This window comes from Vreelandella stevensii S18214 (assembly GCF_000275725.1).
GTDB classification, from domain to species: Bacteria; Pseudomonadota; Gammaproteobacteria; order Pseudomonadales; family Halomonadaceae; genus Vreelandella; species Vreelandella stevensii.
Genome location: NZ_AJTS01000039.1, coordinates 68424 through 87565, shown reverse-complemented (window position 1 = coordinate 87565; position 19142 = coordinate 68424). Strand labels below are relative to the sequence as shown.

Genomic DNA, 19142 nt, shown 5'->3' with positions numbered 1-19142 from the left:
TATGGAACCATCCAGTTCGCAAGAACCACCGTTGCCAGCCGCTGGGCTGCCCTGGTATCGCACCCTGGTCGGCAAAGTGGCGGCCTTCATGGTGTTGGGCGTGGTGTTTGCCTATTCCATGGGCGCCTTGCTGGGCTTGACCATTGTGGAGCGCAGTGCACGCGAACAGTGGGCTCGGGAAGCGCTGGTGAATGCCCAAATCGTGAGCGCTACGATTCGGCGCATCTACACGAACGTGGCGGTACGCACCGACCCCTCGGGTCAAGTGACGCACCTGGTGTCGGAACAGGCCCTTGGGGATGAAGACTCGGTGCTCAGTACCGGTTTCAGTCCCGTGGATGTGTTGGCGCTGGCGAGTGCGCAAACGCGCCACAACGTCTGGCTGTTTTCCCGCTTACCGGATGGCCGCTTCAGCATGGTCGCCGATGCCCATCACGGTGAAGACGTCTCGCTCACACTGCCTCAAGTCCCGGAGCTATCGCTGGCCGCGTCCGGTAACGAGCCGTACGTGGGTTTTGCATGGCTTGGCCATGAGGAGCACTTCATCAGTGCGCTGCCCATCGTGTCTTCCCAAGGGGAGCTATGGGGGGTGTCGGTCGCCTCCATTGGCACGAAGGCGACGCTGTATCACGGGCATCGTGAGTTTTTGCTGAAGGTTGTCGCCTCGCTGGGCATCGTGCTGTTGGCCACGGCCTTGCTGTTGAGCCTGTTGATGCATCGGCTGTTCAAGCCCGTACCGCGTCTGATCAAGGCGCTGACGCATATTTCCCATAACCGAACCGAGCAGGCAACGCCCTACACGCAGCGCCAGGATGAAATTGGCTGTATGGCTCAAGCCATCGAAGCGTTACGCAAAAAAGTCGTCGAGCGTGAGCTGCTGCTGGAGGTCAAGGAGGAGGCGCTCAAGTTCCAGCACCTGGCGCACCACGATGCGCTGACCAAGCTGCCTAATCGTGTTCAGTTCAACGATGCCTTGCGGGATGCCGTCGCGCAGCTGCCGAGCGGTGAGCGCTTCAATGTGATGATTTTTGATCTGGATCGCTTCAAGGCCGTCAACGATACGTTAGGGCATGCCGCCGGGGATGAGCTGCTGGTCCAGGCCAGTCGACGGGTGCAGCAGCTGTTGGCCGAACGCGAGCTGGTGGCGCGCCTGGGGGGCGATGAGTTCGCGATTCTCCAGCCTGTTCACCACCATGCGCTGGACGAAGCCAGTGTGCGGGCAGGGCGGCTGGTCGCTGCGCTGCGCGAACCCTTTGACCTGCAGGGAGAGCGCGTCCAGATCGGTGTCAGCATCGGGATTGCCTTGGCCCCACGGGATGGCGAAAGCAGCCATACCCTGTTGCGCAGTGCCGACGTGGCGCTCTACGCCGCCAAGGCCATGGGGCGAGGGCGTTATCAGGTGTTCAGTAGCGGCATGACCATGGGAGCAGGTCATGGTGTCTAGCGGAAGTGCGTGGAGTGCCGCTCTAGTGAGTGGGCTGCTGGCGGTGGGCATGGCCAACGCCATAGAGCCGGTGGCCGCGATCAACATCGATACCCTGGAACGCCTCAGGGAAACCGGCACGCTGCGAGTTGGCTATGGCGATACGGCCCCTTTTTCCTATGCGGATGATCAGGGCCGCGTGGTGGGGTATTCCATCGAGCTGTGTCAGCGGGTGGCGGAGCATTTACAGCAGCAACTGGCACTTCCCCGCCTGGAGATCGAATACGTCTTCCGTACCCCGGGTAACCGGGTTCAATTATTGAATAGCGGTGTGATCGATATCGAATGCAATGCCAGTACGAATACGGCAGAGCGCCGCCGTAGTGCGGATTTTTCGCTGAGCCACTTTTTCGTCTCCGTGCGCTATGTTGCGCTGGCCAAACATGGGTTTGCCACGCTGCAGGATCTGGCGGGGCGCAGCGTCAGTGTGGCGCGCGGAACGGTGAACGTGGGGCAGATCAATCTGGCCAACCGCGAGCAGCGTTTGAACCTGTCGGTAGTGCCGGTGGAAACGCTTCAGGAGGCTTTTGACCTGGTCACCCATGAGCGGGTGGCGGCATTTGCCATGGATGACATTCTGCTGAGCACGATGATGGCAGAAACCGGCAACCCCGGCGCCTATCGCCTGTCGGAAGAGGCGGTGACGGCGGAGGAGCCGTTGGGGCTGCTGATGCGCCGAGGCGATGACGCCTTTGTCGAGCAGGTCAACCAGGCGCTGCGCCAGATCTATCAAAGCGATGAGATGCTGGCGCTTTACGAGCGGTGGTTCCTGCAGCCGTTGCCCGGCAAGGGGATTACCCTGAACGTGCCGCTGAGCGAAACGCTGAAAAACCACTTTTCCAATCCCCAGGCCACCCCTCAGGCTATTTTAAGAAACTAGGCGCGGGCTTTTTTAGCCGTGGCAGTACTGGGGGCTTTCTCACGCCGTTCGGCCAAGTGCTCTACCTTGCGCTGCTTTTCGTACAGGAAGCGCAGCACTTCCTGGCGGTAGCGGTTGTAACGAGGGTCGTCGGCCAGCGTGATACGGTTGCGGGGGCGCGGCAGGTCGATATCGAGAATTTCACCAATGCGCGCCGAGGGGCCGTTGGTCAGCATGACGATACGATCAGACAGCAGCACGGCCTCATCCACATCGTGGGTGATCATGATGACGGTATTCCCCAGCTCGTCCTGAATGCGCATCACCTCTTCTTGCAGGTGGGCGCGTGTCAGCGCATCCAGGGCGCCAAACGGCTCATCCAGCAGCAGTACCTTGGGCTCCATGGCCAAAGCGCGGGCGATCCCTACCCGCTGCTTCATGCCGCCGGAAATCTCCGACGGGCGTTTGTCGAGGGCATGGGACATACCGACCATGTCCAGGTTCTTGAGAATCCAGGCGTGGCGTTCGGCCTTGGTCTTGCGGCGGGCAAAGGTCTTGTTCACCGCCAGCGCCACGTTCTCGTACACCGTGAGCCAAGGCAGTAACGAGTGGTTTTGGAAGACCACGCTACGGTCGGGGCCTGGTGCATTGACCTCCTTGCCATCCAGGATGACCGCGCCAGAGGTCGAGGAGGTGAGTCCGGCGATGATGTTGAGCAGGGTCGACTTGCCGCAGCCCGAATGGCCAATGATCGAGATGTACTCACCTTTGGCGACGCCCAGGTCGATCTCCTTGAGCACGTTGGTAGTGGCACCTTTGGTGGCAAAGGTCATGTCCACCTGCTCGACGCTTAAATAGTGTGAAGCCATGATCCAATCTCCTGGGTTAGCTTTGGGTGGTGCCACGGGTCACGCACTGGCCGATGAAGGCCACGATGCGGTCAAGAATGAAGCCCACGATGCCCACATAGATGAGTGCCAGCACGATGTCGCTGAGCATGGAGGCATTCCAGGCGTCCCAGATGAAAAAGCCGATGCCCACGCCGCCAATCAGCATCTCGGCGGCCACGATGGCCAGCCAGGAAAGCCCTACCCCAATGCGCAGGCCCGAAAAGATATAGGGTGCGGCGGCGGGCAGCATGATGCGGGTGAAATACTCCATGCCGTTGAGGCGAATCACTCGGGCCACGTTGCGGTAATCCTCGGGGATATTACGCACCCCCACCGAAGTGTTGATGATGATGGGCCAGATGGCGGTGATGAAGATCACGAAAATGGCCGAAGGGGTGCTGTCCTGAAACCCGGCCAGTGAAATCGGCAGCCAGGCCAGCGGAGGCACGGTGCGCAGCACCTGAAACACGGGGTCGAGGCCACGCAAGGCCCAGGTCGATTGGCCCACCAGCACGCCCAGGCTGATGCCTACCACCACTGCCAACAGGTAGCCATAGGCCACGCGTTCCAGGCTGGCCAGAATCTGCCAGCCCATGCCCTTGTCGTTGCCGCCGTAGTCGTAGAAGGGATGAATGATCAGCTCCCAGGTATCGTTGAGCACCTGCGAGGGCGGCGGCAGCGCCGCGCCAGGATAGGAGCACAGCGCTTCCCACAGGCCGATCAGAATGGCCATCACGACCACCGGCGGCAGCACGTTCTTGACCAGGGTGTCGCGCAGGCGTAGCAGCACAGGGTGCACGCCTGGCATGGAGGTAGACAGCGTATTGGCTCTTGATGAAGTCGTCATGAGGTTCTCCCAGGCTGCCTGGCTCAGGCCAGCGCCTTGATCTCCAGGCTATCGAGGTAGGCTTGCGGGTTTTCCGGGTCGAAGACCTTGCCGTCGAACAGCGTTTCGACGCCGCGAGAGGTGGAGTCCGGAATGTCTGCCGAGGCCACGCCAAGGGCGTGAGCGGCTTCTCGCCACAGGTCTTCGCGGTTGACCTGCTCGATCAGGGCCGCGCTGTCGAAGTCCTGCGGCAAGTAGCCCCAGCGCTTGTTCTCGGTCAGGAACCACAGGTCGTGGCTCTTGAAGGGGTAGGAGGCGTGCTTGTCCCAGTAGCGCATCATGTGCGGATGGTTTTCCACGACGCGCCCGGTGCCGTAATCGAAGTTGCCCTGAATACGGTCGATGAGGTCGGCATAAGGCGCATGAATCCAGCGGCGGCGTGAGCAGATCTGGGCCATCTCCTCGTGGTTTGCCGGGTCTTCGCACCACATTTGCGCTTCCATGATGGCCATCAGCAGCGCTTTGGTGGCGTTGGGGTGGGCTTCGACGTAGTCGCTGCGCATGGCGAAGGCTTTTTCCGGGTGGTCGTTCCACAGCTCGCCGGTGGTGTTGGCGGTGTAGCCGATGCCCTGGTTGATCAACTGCTGGTTCCAGGGCTCGCACACGCAGAAGGTGTCCATACTGCCCACCCGCATATTGGCCACCATCTGGGCCGGCGGGATGGTAATGGTGGAAATATCGCGGTTGGGGTCGATGCCCCCGGCGGCCATCCAGTAGCGAATCCACATGTCGTGCGTGCCGCCGGGGAAGGTCATGGCAGCGCTGACTTCGCTGCCTCCGCTGCGCTTTTCCGCCAGAGCCTGGGCAAACTCACGGGTATCCAGCGCGACCTTGAGGTCGGCGTACTCATCGCCCACCGAGATGCACTGCCCGTTGAGATTGAGGCGCGCCAGAATGCTCATCGGCACGGGAATGTTGTTGGGGGTCATGGCACCGCTGGCGATCAGGTAAGGCATGGGCGTCAGGATGTGCGCGCCATCGATCCCGTTACGCTGGGAACCCAGCACCAGATTGTCTCGGGTGGTACCCCAGGAAGACTGCTTGAGGACCTCCACATCGGTCATGCCGTGCTTGGCAAAAAATCCTTTTTCATCGGCCACGAACAGCGGCGCTGCATCCGTCAGCGCAATGAAACCGAGCTTGGCCGACGTGGTTTCCAAAGCGCCGTTGGCAAAAGCCCAACTCATGGGCAGGCTGCTGAGCACGGCAGAGCCTCCCACCACGGCGGCGGAGCTTTTGAGAAAGTGACGACGTTCCGGTGAGTGGGACGAAGAGATTTTTTTACGCATGACACGGTTCCTGCCCTTTGGAGACAAAAACGGCGCCTGCAATCAGCCCCCGTTGAGGAGCTGTTGCAGACGCCGTTGTCTGTTGATCGTCTTTTTTATCGCCAGGCCCACGTTGGCCCAGTTTGCTATCCCCTTGTCTTGTGCAGCTAACATGCCAAATGGCTTAGTCGTTTTTGCGAAACATCAGCTTTTCAAAAAGTTAGTCAGAAGTATGAAAGGAGCATCTTGTGCTTAAAGGGGGAAGTGATGGTGCGGTGCAGCGTGGGAATGGTGCAGTTTTGGTGAAGCTGCACGAAAAAGAAGCATGATTGTTAGCAAGTTATCTATAACGTCAAACAATGTAAACCCTATTGTCGGAATAGTGACCGCCCAACAGAATGTGGTTAACACATTGAGGCTCGGTAACGGGCATCACATTCAAGAAAAGGGATTTCTCGACTGGGCTGGCAAACGTTGGTTGGTCAGCGAGGGGGTAACATGAACAAGCTATTGGCAAACATCTCGGTAAAAACAGGCCTGACCGTTGTACTGGCCATCTTTGGTGTATTGATCATGGTAGTTGCTTTTATTGGTCATTTATCAGGCGAAAGGGGAGCGCGCTCGCTAGTAGTACTGGATACCATTTCGATGGATCAGATGTTGCCGCTTGCACGTGTTCAACGTTCGGTGGGGTTTTCTCAGTTGGCTTACATGAACGCTGTCGTAGCGGCTGAGGATGGGCAGCGTCAGCAAGCTCAGTCCTATCTGGCGGAGGCCGACGGCTTCTTGCAATCAGCCCAGCGCTACTTTGCCGAGTTCGAGGCTTCGTCCCCCCGTGACATCAATGGCGAATTGGCCGATGCCGTCATTACCGACTTTCATGCGGTCATGCAGCAAGGGCTTGTGCCGCTCGCTGCGGCGGTCACCTCTGGTAATGACGTACAGTTGATGAGTATACGGCAAACCCTTAGTTCTCTTAACCAGGAGTTTATCTCATCGAGCATGGCGTTCAATGACTTCCTGGCCGATTACGGTGATCAATTGGTGGCCAACTATGAACGCGACATGCAAATGTTCGGTTACATCGATATCGCCGTGATCATCGTTGCGCTTTTGACCATCGTGCTGGTGCGTATGGCCATGGTGAGGTCCATCGTCAAGCCGCTGGATGAAGCCGTGGTGCACTTCGAACGCATTGCCGAAAACGACCTCTCAGCCCGCGTGGACCTGCGCGGAAGCAATGAAATCGGCAAGCTGTTCAGTGCCATGCAGCGCATGCAGAATGGCCTGTTGGCCACGATATCGACCGTGCGTGACAGCAGCGGCTCGATCTACATCGGCGCACGAGAAATTGCCGGGGGCAACGCCGATTTGTCGTCACGCACCGAGCAGCAGGCGGCCTCCCTGCAGGAAACTGCCGCCAGCATGGAACAGCTGACTCAAACCGTGCGGCAGAATGCCGATAACGCACGTCAGGCCAGCACGCTGGCCAACGATGCTTCGGGTAAGGCGGTAGAAGGCGGCGACGTGGTCGATCAGGTCATCTCGACCATGCACGGGATTTCCTCGAGCTCCCAGCAGGTGGCCGATATCATCAACGTGATCGACTCGATTGCGTTCCAGACCAATATCCTGGCACTCAATGCCTCGGTCGAGGCTGCCCGGGCAGGCGAGCAGGGGCGCGGTTTCGCAGTTGTCGCCAGCGAAGTACGCAACCTGGCTAGCCGCAGCGCCGAGGCGGCCAAGGAGATCAAGCGATTGATCGATGCTTCCACGGCGCAGGTCAATGAAGGCTCTCAACTGGTAGAAAAAGCCGGTGCCACCATGCGGGAAGTCGTCGGGTCGGTACGCCGGGTCACCGACATCATGGATGAAATATCGGCAGCCTCCCAGGAGCAGAGCGCGGGCATCGAGCAGGTCAATCAGGCCGTCGCTCAGATGGATGAGGTCACCCAACAGAACGCGGCGCTGGTGCAAGAAGCGTCTGCGGCGGCCAGCTCGCTGGAGGAGCAGGCCGAGCGGTTGGAGGGCGTGGTGGCGGCATTCCGCCTGGAGCAGGGGAGCGAGCGTCGTCAGCCCGCGCTGGCTACCCCGCCGCCCCGCGGCGAGCTGCTGCGCCCCCAGCTTACGAGTAAGCCAAAGTCCAAAGCGGCCGCCAGTGCCGAGCAGGAGTGGGAAGCGTTTTGATAGGCTGAGGTTATCTCTATAAGCCACAGAGCCCCGCCACCGTAAACCGGTGGCGGGGCTCTGTGCGAGTGGCCGTCTGTATTTGGCCAAGCGAAGAGACTAAGAGGCGACGCGGAAGGGGTTGCGTGGGTCGTCGTCCCAGGCGAGGAAGGGCTTGCCGGTTTCCTGAGGCACCATGGTGATGCAGTTTTCCACCGGGCAGGTGATCTGGCACAGGTTGCAGCCCACGCACTCGTCTTCGATGACCTCGTAGCGGCGCGCGCCGTCCTGCTCGGTGAGCTTGGCAATCGACTGGTGAGAGGTGTCCTCGCAGGCGATATAGCAGCGGCCACACTCGATGCACAGGTCCTGATCGATATGGGCGATGGTCTTGAAGTTGATGTCCAGGTGCTTCCAGTCGGTGGTTTGCGGCACCGCCCTGCGGGAAAACGCTTCGATGGAGTCGTAGCCTTTTTCCGCCATCCAGCGGGAGAGGCCATCTTTCATCTCTTCAACAATGCGAAAACCGTTGAGCATGGCAGCGGTGCACACCTGCACGCTGCCCGCGCCCAGGGCGATGAATTCCGCCGCATCCCGCCAGGTGGAAATCCCGCCAATACCGGAAATGGGCAGCGTGGGCGTGGCTGGGTCTCGGGCAATTTCTGCCACCATGTTCAGGGCGATGGGTTTCACCGCGCTGCCGCAGTAGCCGCCGTGGGTGCTCTGATGGCCCACGGTGGGTTTGGCGACCATGTTGTCCAGGTCGATGCTGGTAATGGAGTTGATGGTGTTGATCAACGAGACTGCATCAGCGCCGCCTCGCAGTGCCGCCTGGGCGCCCACGCGAATATCGGTGATGTTGGGGGTGAGCTTGACGATGACCGGCTTGGAGTAGTGCTTTTTACACCAGTAGGTGACTTTTTCGATCAAATCCGGGTTTTGGCCCACCGCTGCGCCCATGCCGCGTTCCGGCATGCCGTGGGGGCAGCCCAGATTGAGCTCGATGCCGTCTGCGCCGGTGGCTTCCACCCGCGGCAGGATATACGCCCAGGCCTCCTCGTTGCAGGGCACCATGATGGAGACGATCAGCGCCCGGTCCGGCCAATCCTTCTTCACCTGGGTGATCTCTTGAAGGTTGATCTCCAGCGAACGGTCGGTAATCAGCTCGATATTGTTGAAACCGATCACCTCGCGGTTTTTGCCGTAGTGGGCCGAGTAGCGGGAGGAGACGTTCACCGCCGCGGGCTCTTCGCCAAGGGTTTTCCATACCACGCCGCCCCAGCCCGCTTCATAGGCGCGCACCACGTTGTAGGCTTTGTCGGTAGGCGGGGCCGAGGCCAGCCAGAAGGGGTTGGGGGCTTTGATACCGGCAAAGTTCACCGATAGATCTACGCCGTTCACCACGCTGTCGCCGCTGTGTTTCTTGCCTGGAAAAGAGAGGGTGTTGAAAGGTGTGGTGTTCATGCGGCCTCCTGCTGGGCGGCGAGCGCTTGATGGATGGCGTGGGCGGCCAGCTTGCCGTGCTGTACTGCTTGCACGGTGAGGTCCTGGCCGGGTTTGACGCAGTCGCCGCCAGCGTAAACGTTGGCCAATGAGGTCTGGAACAGCTCATTGACGTGGATGCGCTCGCCATCCCGGGCCAGTTCGGAGGCGGTGGCATCGCGTAGGCTGTCGCCCTCGAAGCCCTGGCCGATGGCGGTGAAAACGGCATCCGCCGCGATCTCGAAGGTCTCGCCCGTGGTGGAGAGGCGGCCCTGCTGCTCTGCGGTGTTGGCAAAACGCATGCCTGCCACTCGCCCTTGAGCATCCAGCAGAATTTCGTCCGGCTGGGCCCAAGTCACCATACGCACGCCGTTGGCCTTGGCGATCTCCTGTTCGTGGTCGGTGGCGGACATCGCCTCAGTGCCACGGCGATACACCAGAGTGACCTCTTTGGCCCCCAAACGCGCCATTTGCGTGGCCATGTCGATGGCGGTATTGCCAGCGCCAATCACGATGCAGTGCTTGGCCACGGCCAGGCTGCCCAGGTCATCGGTTTGGCGTAGGGTCTTGATGTAGTCCACGGCGGGCATCAGGCCCGGTGCATCTTCGCCGGTCAGCCCCAGCGTGCGGCTGGCTCCCAGCCCCAACCCCAGAAATACGCTGTCGTACTGCTGGCGCAGGGTATCGAGAGTGAGGTTGTCGCCCAGGCGCTGGCCGTACTGGAGGTCGATGCCGCCAATGTCCAGCAGGAACTCGACTTCCTTGCGGGCAAAGTCGTCGGTCATTTTGTAGCGGGCGATACCGTACTCGTTAAGCCCACCGGGCTTTTGCTCGGCCTCAAAAATCGTCACCTGATGGCCCAGCATCGCCAGGCGATGCGCGCAGGAGAGCCCGGCAGGCCCGGCACCCACTATGGCAATATGGCGACCAGTGCTGGCAGCGCGCTTGAAGGGGTGGCTCTCAAACTGCATATGGTCGGTGGCGTGGCGTTGTAGCAGGCCGATCAGTACTGGCTGACACTCGGCATCGTGGTTACGCACACAGCTACGCTCGCAGAGAATTTCAGTGGGGCATACGCGGGCGCAGCTGCCGCCAAGGATATTGGCTTCCAGAATGGTTTCTGCTGCGCCATTAATGTTGTTTTCACTGATTTGGCGGACGAAGCTCGGTATATCAATATCCGATGGGCAGGCCTCGACGCATGGCGCATCGAAGCAGTAGAGGCAGCGCTGGCTTTCAATCATTGCCTGGCGCGGCGTCAGTGGAGGGTGAAGGTCGCTGAAATTATGTGCCAACGTATCTGGGTCGTAGGTGCCGACCTCTTTTGCGCTAGGCAGGTGATCAAGTGAATGGGTCACGGTCGTTTCTCCCTTGAATGGTGTTAGCGCGTTACCGCAACGGGCGTATTCAGCTCGGCACGTTTGGCCAACAGCTCGAAAACGCCGGGGTAGGCGGGGCGTTCCAAGTAGCGACCTGCGCCGCGCTCGGCGTGCAGCTCGCCATCACGCCATGTCCACTTGCCTTGGCTAATAGTGTGACGGGCAATGCCGCGCACCGTTTTACCCTCGAAAATATTGAAATCGACGTTCTGGTGGTGGGTCCTGGCGGAAATCGTGCGGGTGCCGTTGGGGTCCCAGACCACGAGGTCGGCATCGGCACCCACCTGAATCGCCCCTTTGCGCGGGTAGAGGTTGAAGATTTTGGCGGTGTTGGTGGAGGTGACCGCCACGAACTCCTGGGGCGAGAGCTTGCCGGTATTCACCCCTTCGTCCCACAGCACGGCCAGGCGGTCTTCCACACCCGCAGTGCCGTTGGGGATCTTGGTGAAGTCATCTTTCCCGGCGGCCTTCTGCTCTTCGCAGAAACAGCAGTGGTCGGTAGCGGTGGTTTGCAGATTGCCAGATTGCAGGCCATGCCAGAGCGCTTCCTGGTGGCCTTTGGGCCGGAAAGGCGGGCTCATCACATGGGCGGCGGCGGTGGCCCAGTCCGGGTGCTGGTAAACACTGTCATCGATCACCAGGTGGCCCGCCAGGCACTCGCCGAACACCGGGTGGCCCTGCTGGCGGGCGTAGGCGATTTCATCCACCGCGTCTTTGGTGGAGACGTGCACCAGGTAGACCGGCGCGCCCAAGGTGGAGGCAATGCGAATCGCGCGGCTGGCGGCTTCGCCTTCCACCTGCGGTGGGCGGGAAAGCGGGTGGGCTTCCGGCCCGGTGATGCCCTGGGCCAGCAGTTTTTGCTGCATGTGGTAGACCAGCTCGCCGTTTTCGGCATGCACGGTGGGCACCGCGCCCAGCTCCAGGCAGCGGGAAAAGCTCTCCACCAGAATGTCATCGGTGGCCATGATGGCGCCCTTGTAGGCCATGAAGTGCTTGAAGCTGTTGACCCCGTGGTCGCGTACCAGGGTGCCCATTTCCTCTTTAACGCTCTCATCCCACCAGGTGATCGCCACGTGGAAGGCGAAGTCGGTGGCGGCTTTTTCCGCCCAGCCCTGCCAAGTCTCGAAGGCTTCCAGCAGCGACTGGCCGGGGCTGGGAATCACGAAGTCGATGATCGTAGTGGTGCCACCCGCCATGGCGGCGGCGGTGCCGGTGTAGAAATCTTCGCTGGCCACCGCGCCCATGAAGGGCATCTGCATGTGGGTATGGGGGTCGATGCCGCCAGGCATCACCAGTTGGTTGCTGGCATCGACGATCTCGCAGCCTTCCGGCACGTCCAGGTCGGTGCCAATGGCGTGGATTTTGCCGTCGACACACAGCACATCGGCGCGGTAAGTGTCGGCGTGGGTGACCACCGTGCCGCCCTTGATCAATAAGCTCATGGTTCGCTCCTGTCGTTGTGTTTAGCCAGCAGAATCATTCACCGTCGGTGAGGCGGGTGTAGGTTTCGGGGCGGCGGTCGCGGAAGAACTGCCAGCTGTTGCGCACTTCGCGCACCATGTCTAAATCGATCTCATGCACCAGCAGCTCGTCTTCCGTGGCGCTGGCCTGGGCTTCGATCTTGCCGCGTGGGTTGACGATGTAGCTGGAGCCGTAGAAGTCGCCGATATTCCAGGGTGCCTCGGTGCCAACCCGATTGATGGCGGCGATGAAGCAGCCGTTGGCAGCGGCAGAGGCGGGTTGCTCCAGCTCCCAGAGGTATTGGGAAAGACCGGCCACCGTGGCAGAAGGGTTGAAAATCACTTCGGCGCCGTTGAGCGCCAGTGCCCGCCAGCCTTCCGGGAAGTGGCGGTCGTAGCAGATGTACACGCCGATCTTGCCGTAGGCGGTATCGAAAACCGGCCAGTTGGATTGTCCCGGCTTGAAGAAGAATTTCTCCCAAAAGCCAGCCACTTGGGGAATGTGTGTCTTGTGGTATTTACCCAGGTAGCTGCCGTCGGCATCGAACACGGCGGCGGTGTTGTAGTAAACGCCAGTCTCGGTCTCTTCATAGATAGGGACGATGATCACCATGCGGTGCTCGGCCGCGAGCTTTTGCATCATCTGGCAGGTGGGGCCCTCCGGCACTCGCTCGGCGGCGGCGTACCATTTGCTGTCCTGGCTGGGGCAAAAATAGGGCTGATTGAACACCTCCTGGAAGCACAGCACCTGCACGCCTTGCTCGGCGGCTTGCTGAATCATGGGCAGGTGCGCTTCGTTCATCGCGTCACGAATGGCGCCGGGTTCCTGGTCGGTGCTGGTATTCAGGGCCATCTGGATCAGGCCAATCTTCATTTTCTGCATGGACTACCCCTCTTTTGTCATAACGCGCCGACCTCCGAATGGATGGGAAGTCAGTCGTGTATCGCTCGGTGCTGGGCGTGTCATGAACGCGACTCACGGTCGGGAATTATTATTGTTTACAAAGCTGTCATATTGGACAGCTTTTTGAACATAGCGCTGGATGAAGGCTGTTTGCAAGCAGTTTTTATAGAAAAGTATGTGAGGTTTTAAGTGTTTGTTTTTGCAGTTTTTTAATTTTTTAACCTGGCTTTTTTGTCAATATGGTGAAGCGTTGCACTATTATGGTTTTTATATTTTTTTCATATTTATCAGTGTTTTGTTATTTTTTTATTGGTTGGTTGTGATTTCTTTTGCATCTTGATGGTGCGTTTTATAGAGATGCCGCTACCCTTTTTATGAGGTTTTAATACCCGTGCGTATAACAACAACGATACGAAAGGCGTCGCTATTATATATGTCTATCAAGTCAGCTTTGTGTTCAATAGGTTAGTGGCGTGGGCATGCGTTTAGGCACGCTTATTGCTGCACAACTTGCTGAACCTTTGAAGATAAAAAGGCAATGGCGAGGCTGAGGAGACAACAATGACGGCAGCTAAATCTCGAATGATCGATCAGCAGGGGTTGGTCGAACTGGCAGTGGAAGACGATGTGCGTGAAAGCGCCCGCTTCAATGAAGATATTGCGCCTACCGAAGCAAAAGAGCGTACCTGGAGCAAATGGAACATTGCGGCGCTGTGGGTCGGTATGTCGATCTGCGTGCCTACCTACACCCTGGGCGGCGTGCTCACGGCCTACTTTGGGCTGAGCGTGGGCGAGGCGCTGCTGGCCATTCTGCTGGCCAACGTGATCGTGCTGATTCCGCTGACGCTGAACGCTTTTCCCGGCACCAAATTCGGCATTCCCTTTCCGGTGGTGCTGCGCTCTTCGTTTGGCATCCTGGGCTCCAACGTGCCCTGCCTGGTCAGGGCGCTGGTAGGCTGCGGCTGGTTTGGCATTCAAACCATGTTTGGCGGGCTGGCCATTCACCTGCTGCTGTCGGCGCTGTTTCCCGCCTGGGCGGCGCTGGGTGGCGTCGGCGAAGTAATTGGCTTCTTCGTGTTTGGCGCCATGAACCTGTACGTGGTGATTCGCGGGGCCGAGTCGATCAAGTGGCTGGAAACCCTGGCGGCACCGCTGCTGTTGGCCGTGGGGATCGGACTGATGATGTGGGCGTGGCCGCACATGTCGATGACCGAACTGCTGTCCCAGCCGCCGTCGCGCCCGGAAGGTGCTTCGGTGTATGGCTATTTCTTTGCTGGCCTGACGGCCATGGTGGGCTTCTGGGCGACGCTGTCACTGAACATTCCTGATTTCAGCCGCTTCGCCAAGAGCCAGAAGGACCAGATCGTCGGGCAGATCCTGGGCTTGCCGTTGACCATGTTCTTCTTTGCTGCCCTGGGCGTGGTATTGACCGCCGCCTCGGAAACGCTGGTAGGCCAAACCGTGGCCGACCCGGTGCGCCTGATCGGCTATATCGACAGCCCTTTCTGGGTCATCATGGCCATGCTGCTGATCATCGTGGCGACCATCTCGACCAACACCGCTTCCAATATCGTCTCACCCACCAATGACTTTCAGAACATTGCCCCCAAGCTGATCAACCAAACCCGTGGCGTGCTGATGACCGGCGCCGTGGGGGTGCTGCTGATGGGCTACGACCTGCTGCAAAAGGCGGGGGTGGTGAGCCAGGGCGTTTCACTGGAGCAGATGTACTCCAACTGGCTGCTGGGCTACTCCAGCCTGCTGGGCCCGATTGCAGGCATCATGGCGGTGGATTATTTCCTGATCAAACGCCAGCGCCTGGATGTGCCTAGCCTGTACATGGACCACCAGGCTTACCCCGCGGTCAATATCGCCGGATTCATTGCCTTCGGCATTCCGGTGAGCCTGACCCTGCTGTCGCTGCTGACCGGTACCATGAACTGGTTCTATGACTACGGCTGGTTCACGGGCTCGGCGTTGGGGGCGGTGGTGTATTACGTCGCCAGCCGTACGCTGGCGTCGTCTCCCCAGGCAGGCCCTGTGCCGCTGATGGCCAGCGAGGCGGCTCGCCAGCCTTGATGCGGTAGCGCATGGCGCAGCTAGCTGTCGGGCAGAGCCTGGCGGGCTGCGCCGCTAGTTGGCTTCCTTCACCAGCCCCAGGAAGGCATCCACCACGCGGTTGGGGCGGCGGTCGTGGCGGGTAATCAGCACGAACGGGATGCGATAGGCGTAGTGCTGGGGCAGCAGGGCACGCATCTTGCCTGCGCTGACCCACTGGGCGGCCACGTGTTCGGGTAGAAAGCCAATGAAGCGCCCGGTCAGGATCAGGAAGGCAGCGCCTTCCCGGTCTGACGCAGAGGCTCGACGGTTGAGTGCTTCGTGGGCCTGGCGGGCTTTTTCCGGTAGCGGGTAGCGGGGCTGTATGGCGGGGTACTGGGCAATGTCGCCTGCTTCGAGCCTCTCATCGGCCTGTGGAAACAAGGGGTGCTCGGCCGAGCAGTACAGGTAGGACGGCTCGTCGTAAAGCCAGCGTGTCTCCAGGCTGGTGGGCAGGTTCACGGCAGGCACCACCCCGACGTGCAGGTGCCCATCCATGACGCCCCGGATCACCGCGTCAGAGGGTTCCATATGAATATTGACGGTGACCGCATGGTTGGGCGCCGTCAGCGCCGCCAGGGCGTGGGTAACGTTCATGGCGGGTAGCGTCACCAGGTTATCGGTGATGCCGATATTCAGCTCGCCCTTTATGGTGTGATGCAGTGCATTGACATCGCTTTTGAAGGTTTCGAGGGCGGTCAGCAGGGTCAGGCCTGCCTGGTAAATCTCCTTGCCTTCTTCGGTCAGGCTGAACCCACCGCGACCTCGCTGGCAAAGCGAAAACCCCAGTCGGCTCTCCAGGTCGCTCATGTGTTGGCTGATGGCCGAGCGGCTGATGCCCAGCGTCGTTTCTGCAGCGGTGAAGCCACCGCACTCCACCACGGTCTTGAAAATACGCACCAGGCGTATGTCGTAATCACTCATTTGACCCAGAGATGCCATGCTTGCCTCGTTGCCTTGCCTGCTATACCGACATGCCGTTTTTGATGCTCTATTGTGCTAAAAATTGATATACATCAAAAAAACATCGCGTCACACTTTAACAATCCCCCCCATGTCTCGGGCTGGTGTATCTTCCTCTGTCTTTTTTCACTCTATCAGGTGCGCCCACGGGATGCCTGACTAAGGTATGCATGATGTCGCTCACGCCGAGTGATGGGCTCTCCTGGCACTGTTTGGCTGGCTGTTGAAGGAGCAGTATGAGCAGGAGTTACAGGCGGCTGAAGCCCGCGCTACTGCCCGTGCCAGCTGCCGTTGATCGATGAGCTTGGCGTGTTGAATGCAGACGGGCGCGCTTGGGTAAGCAGCGGCGACAACCGTCATGCGGGCAGGGATCTGAGCCAGACGGCACGTTGCGAGGTTTCAGCCAGTCAGCGTATGACGAAGTGGTCACGCCGCTTTATTGGTCGGCCCTGGATCAGCGCTTCTATCTGCACCATGTGCGGCGGCCAGGCCCTGCCGAGGGGGCGTTGAGTCCTCTGGTGAGCAGCACCCAACAACCGGACGAATTGGAAGGAGTGCTTTCCGTGACCCGTGAGGTAACTGACGCAAAACGCGCCGAGGTGGAGCTGCAAATTGCTGCCGCTGCATTTCAGGCACATTTGGGCATCATGGTGACCGATGCACGGGGCACGATCCTGAAAGTGAACGACACTTTCAAGCGCATCACCGGCTACAGTGATGCAGAGGTCGTGGGCAGGAACCCACGCATGTTCAGCTCTGGGCACCACAATGCCGCCTTCTACCGGTGTTTGTGGCGCAGCGTACTCTCCACGGGAAGCTGGGAGGGAGAAATCTGGAACCAGCGCAAGAACGGCGAGCTGTTTCCCGAGTGGCTGACCATCAGTGCCGTGCATGACCGCAACGGCAGCTTGACCCACTATGTGGCCACCATGAGTGACATCAGCGAACGCAAGGCGGCCGAGCAGGAGATTCATCAGCTGGCGTTCTACGATCCGCTGACCGGCTTTGCCAACCGTCGCCTGTTCATCGACCGAATCGGCGTGGCCCTCAAGGAGCTGAACCGCCACCAGCGCTGCGGAGCGCTGATTCTGCTGGACCTGGATAGCTTCAATCATGTCAACGATACGCTGGGGCATCATATCGGTGATCGGCTGTTGCAGAACGTGGCACGCCGTTTTGGCCAGATGCTGCGCGATACGGACACTCTGGCGCGACTGGGCGGCGACGAATTTGCCGTGTTGGTCGAGGGAGTGGATGGCAGCTCGCGTAAAACGCAGGCGCTGGCCGAGCATATCGCCAGCAAGCTGATGGCAGCGCTGGATACCCCGATCCAGGTGGGGGGTGAGCAGGCGTCGGTCACGGCCAGCGTGGGCATCACCGTCATGGCCGACAGCCAACACAGTACCGATGATTATCTGCAGCAGGCGGACATGGCGCTTTCCCAGGCCAAGGCCAGTGGCCGGCGCGGCCTACGTTTTTTCGACCCCTCCATGCAGGCCGCGCTGCTGGCACGGGTCAAGCTGGAGTCTGACCTGCGTCTGGCGCTGGATCACCAGCAGTGGCTGTTGCACTATCAGCCCCAGGTGGATGAACAGGGGCGCATCAAGGGCGTCGAAGCGCTGTTGCGCTGGTACCATCCTGAACGCGGGCTGGTGTCGCCCGGTGAGTTCATTCCGCTGCTGGAAAGCACCGGCTTGATCAACGACGTAGGCGAGTGGGTGCTGGAGGCAGCCTGCCATCAGTTGGCAGCGTGGCAGCACCAGCCGGGGTTCGAGCAGCTGACCATTTCAGTCAACATCAGCCCTCTGCAGTTCCGCGAGAGCGATTTTCTACATCGAGTGGAGCAGGTGTTCCAGCGCACCCGAGCCCCGCTCGAGCGGTTGAAGCTGGAAGTCACCGAAACGCTGTTCGTCGACGCCCGAGACGATGCCCGTGACAAGATGCTAAGCCTGAAGGCGCGCGGCGTTCGCTTCTCGCTGGACGACTTCGGCACCGGCTACTCGTCGCTGGCGTATCTGGCACAGCTCCCGCTGGATCAGTTGAAGATCGACCAGTCTTTCGTGCAGCAGGTGCTCGAGAGCAGTGCCAATGCCGCCATCGTCGAAAGTACCATTGCCCTGGCCAAGAGCCTGAATCTGGATGTCATCGCCGAGGGGGTCGAAACTCGGGCGCATCAGGCATGGCTCATGGCCCACGGATGCCATGCGTTTCAGGGGTACTTGTTCGGGCGGCCCCTGCCGGTGGAGGAAATGGAGCAGGCCGTACGCGCGCAACGTCCCTCACCGCCAGGCCCCCAGGGCGCGTAGCTGATCAGGAAGCGTAGCATCAGCCAGGGGCAGCGTGCCGTCAGGGGTAATCACTTCCAGCCGGGAGTCTTGTCGCCAGGCACTGGCGGCCACGCGCTGGGTGCCTTCGGCGCGGTTGAGCTGCTTCCAGCCATCGTCCGTATGGAAGACGCCCTTCACCCTGGCGGTGGCAGGTAGCTCGCTCATCCATAGCGCCAAACGGTCCAGGTCGAAACGCTCGGCGGGGTGCCAGCGCACGCCGGTGCTGGTGTAGCCCAGAGCGCTGGCGGACTGCTGCTGCGCCTTGCCGAGGGGCGGAGGGAGATCGAAGAATGCCCCTTCGAGGCTGGGGCCGCTGGTGGCCAGGGCCTGGTGCGCGGCGGGCATGGCGGCTGGCGCCGCAGGGCGGGGGGCCGAAGGGCTCAGCAGGCGGTCAATGGGCAAGGGGCCTTGCTGGGTGCTATGCACCCATTTGCGCGGCGGCCAGAGCGTGTCGATGAACTGCTCGGCCCGTGCATGTTGTTCGTCGCTGGCCATGTCGGCCAGAGTGATGACCACGACATCGGCCATGGTCAGCTGATCTTGAAAAGTCTCATGCGCTCGCACGCGTGCTTCGTCCAGCCGACGCGGGTCGAGGGTGGCGATGATGTCCTGCACCGCCACCACGTCCTGAAAAGCCTCACCCTGCAGCAAATCCATCAGCCCGGCGGGGTGCCCAAGCCCCGAAGGCTCGATGATCACCCGGTCGGGTTTCTGGCGTGCCAGCAGATTTACCAGCGCCGCCTGCAGCACGAATGCCAGCTGACAGCACAGGCAGCCGCCAGGCAGGCCCTTGACCACCACGTCATCACGGGCCGCGAACATGGTCTGGTCGATGCCGATCTGACCGAACTCGTTGACCAGAATGGCCCATTTTTCATGGGTGGGTTTCTGCTCTATCAGCTGATGAATCAGCGTGGTTTTTCCGCTACCCAAAAAGCCGGTCACGATATGCACGGGTACGAGTGCCTCAAGCGCCAA

General features: G+C 60.2%; 14 protein-coding genes. 5 read left to right on the top strand and 9 right to left on the bottom strand.

Annotated features, from left to right (window positions below):
• Window position 1: 1 nt before the first annotated feature.
• Both HSS18214_RS0110040 and HSS18214_RS0110035 read left to right on the top strand, forming a co-directional pair.
• Window positions 2-1444, top strand: coding sequence for a GGDEF domain-containing protein (locus HSS18214_RS0110040; RefSeq protein WP_156808505.1), 1443 nt, complete (start codon window positions 2-4; stop codon window positions 1442-1444).
• On the top strand, window positions 1434-2363 hold the full coding sequence (locus HSS18214_RS0110035) for an amino acid ABC transporter substrate-binding protein (RefSeq protein WP_237718607.1): 930 nt from the start codon (window positions 1434-1436) through the stop codon (window positions 2361-2363). Before HSS18214_RS0110040 ends, HSS18214_RS0110035 begins: the two co-directional genes overlap by 11 nt.
• Here the strand turns inward: HSS18214_RS0110035 and HSS18214_RS18055 are convergent.
• From HSS18214_RS18055 to HSS18214_RS0110020, 3 genes are read right to left on the bottom strand one after another with little or no spacing between them, the layout of a single operon-like run.
• Window positions 2360-3211: an ABC transporter ATP-binding protein gene (locus HSS18214_RS18055; RefSeq protein ID WP_016915169.1), complete on the bottom strand. Its 852-nt coding sequence runs from the start codon at window positions 3209-3211 to the stop codon at window positions 2360-2362. The genes HSS18214_RS0110035 and HSS18214_RS18055 overlap by 4 nt on opposite strands.
• 16 nt (window positions 3212-3227) lie before the next feature.
• On the bottom strand, window positions 3228-4079 hold the full coding sequence (ntrB, locus tag HSS18214_RS0110025) for a nitrate ABC transporter permease (RefSeq protein ID WP_081194688.1): 852 nt from the start codon (window positions 4077-4079) through the stop codon (window positions 3228-3230).
• 23 nt (window positions 4080-4102) lie between these two features.
• Window positions 4103-5407 carry a CmpA/NrtA family ABC transporter substrate-binding protein gene (locus HSS18214_RS0110020; RefSeq protein ID WP_016915167.1) on the bottom strand — a complete coding sequence of 435 codons (1305 nt, stop codon included), beginning with the start codon at window positions 5405-5407 and terminating at the stop codon, window positions 4103-4105.
• 477 nt (window positions 5408-5884) lie between these two features.
• On the opposite strand from HSS18214_RS0110020, the gene HSS18214_RS19675 reads away from it, so the two are divergent.
• Window positions 5885-7573 (top strand): methyl-accepting chemotaxis protein, encoded by a 1689-nt coding sequence (locus tag HSS18214_RS19675; protein ID WP_016915166.1) that lies wholly within the window; start codon window positions 5885-5887, stop codon window positions 7571-7573.
• 99 nt (window positions 7574-7672) lie between these two features.
• Here HSS18214_RS19675 and preA read toward each other — a convergent pair whose 3' ends face one another.
• The 4 genes from preA to HSS18214_RS0109995 are packed head-to-tail and all read right to left on the bottom strand — an operon-like array spanning window position 7673 to window position 12756.
• Window positions 7673-9016: an NAD-dependent dihydropyrimidine dehydrogenase subunit PreA gene (preA, locus tag HSS18214_RS0110010; protein ID WP_016915165.1), complete on the bottom strand. Its 1344-nt coding sequence runs from the start codon at window positions 9014-9016 to the stop codon at window positions 7673-7675.
• Window positions 9013-10392: an NAD(P)-dependent oxidoreductase gene (locus HSS18214_RS0110005; protein WP_016915164.1), complete on the bottom strand. Its 1380-nt coding sequence runs from the start codon at window positions 10390-10392 to the stop codon at window positions 9013-9015. Before HSS18214_RS0110005 ends, preA begins: the two co-directional genes overlap by 4 nt.
• Window positions 10393-10415: 23 nt before the next feature.
• Window positions 10416-11855, bottom strand: a complete 1440-nt coding sequence (gene hydA / locus HSS18214_RS0110000; protein ID WP_016915163.1) for a dihydropyrimidinase — start codon at window positions 11853-11855, stop codon at window positions 10416-10418.
• 34 nt (window positions 11856-11889) lie between these two features.
• A complete protein-coding gene (locus tag HSS18214_RS0109995; protein WP_016915162.1) occupies window positions 11890-12756 on the bottom strand; it encodes a nitrilase-related carbon-nitrogen hydrolase in 867 nt (288 codons plus the stop codon).
• 582 nt (window positions 12757-13338) lie between these two features.
• Between HSS18214_RS0109995 and HSS18214_RS0109990 the strand changes: the two genes are divergently transcribed.
• On the top strand, window positions 13339-14856 hold the full coding sequence (locus tag HSS18214_RS0109990; protein ID WP_026001860.1) for an NCS1 family nucleobase:cation symporter-1: 1518 nt from the start codon (window positions 13339-13341) through the stop codon (window positions 14854-14856).
• 54 nt (window positions 14857-14910) lie between these two features.
• On the opposite strand, the gene HSS18214_RS0109985 is transcribed toward HSS18214_RS0109990, so the two are convergent.
• Window positions 14911-15816 (bottom strand): LysR family transcriptional regulator, encoded by a 906-nt coding sequence (locus HSS18214_RS0109985; RefSeq protein WP_016915160.1) that lies wholly within the window; start codon window positions 15814-15816, stop codon window positions 14911-14913.
• A gap of 410 nt (window positions 15817-16226) precedes the next feature.
• Here HSS18214_RS0109985 and HSS18214_RS0109980 point away from each other — a divergent pair, with 410 nt between their 5' ends.
• The gene (locus HSS18214_RS0109980; RefSeq protein WP_016915159.1) at window positions 16227-18143 is read left to right on the top strand and encodes a putative bifunctional diguanylate cyclase/phosphodiesterase; all 1917 of its coding nucleotides are present in this window, start codon (window positions 16227-16229) and stop codon (window positions 18141-18143) included.
• On the opposite strand, the gene HSS18214_RS0109975 is transcribed toward HSS18214_RS0109980, so the two are convergent.
• Window positions 18117-19142: a CobW family GTP-binding protein gene (locus HSS18214_RS0109975; RefSeq protein ID WP_016915158.1), complete on the bottom strand. Its 1026-nt coding sequence runs from the start codon at window positions 19140-19142 to the stop codon at window positions 18117-18119. The genes HSS18214_RS0109980 and HSS18214_RS0109975 overlap by 27 nt on opposite strands.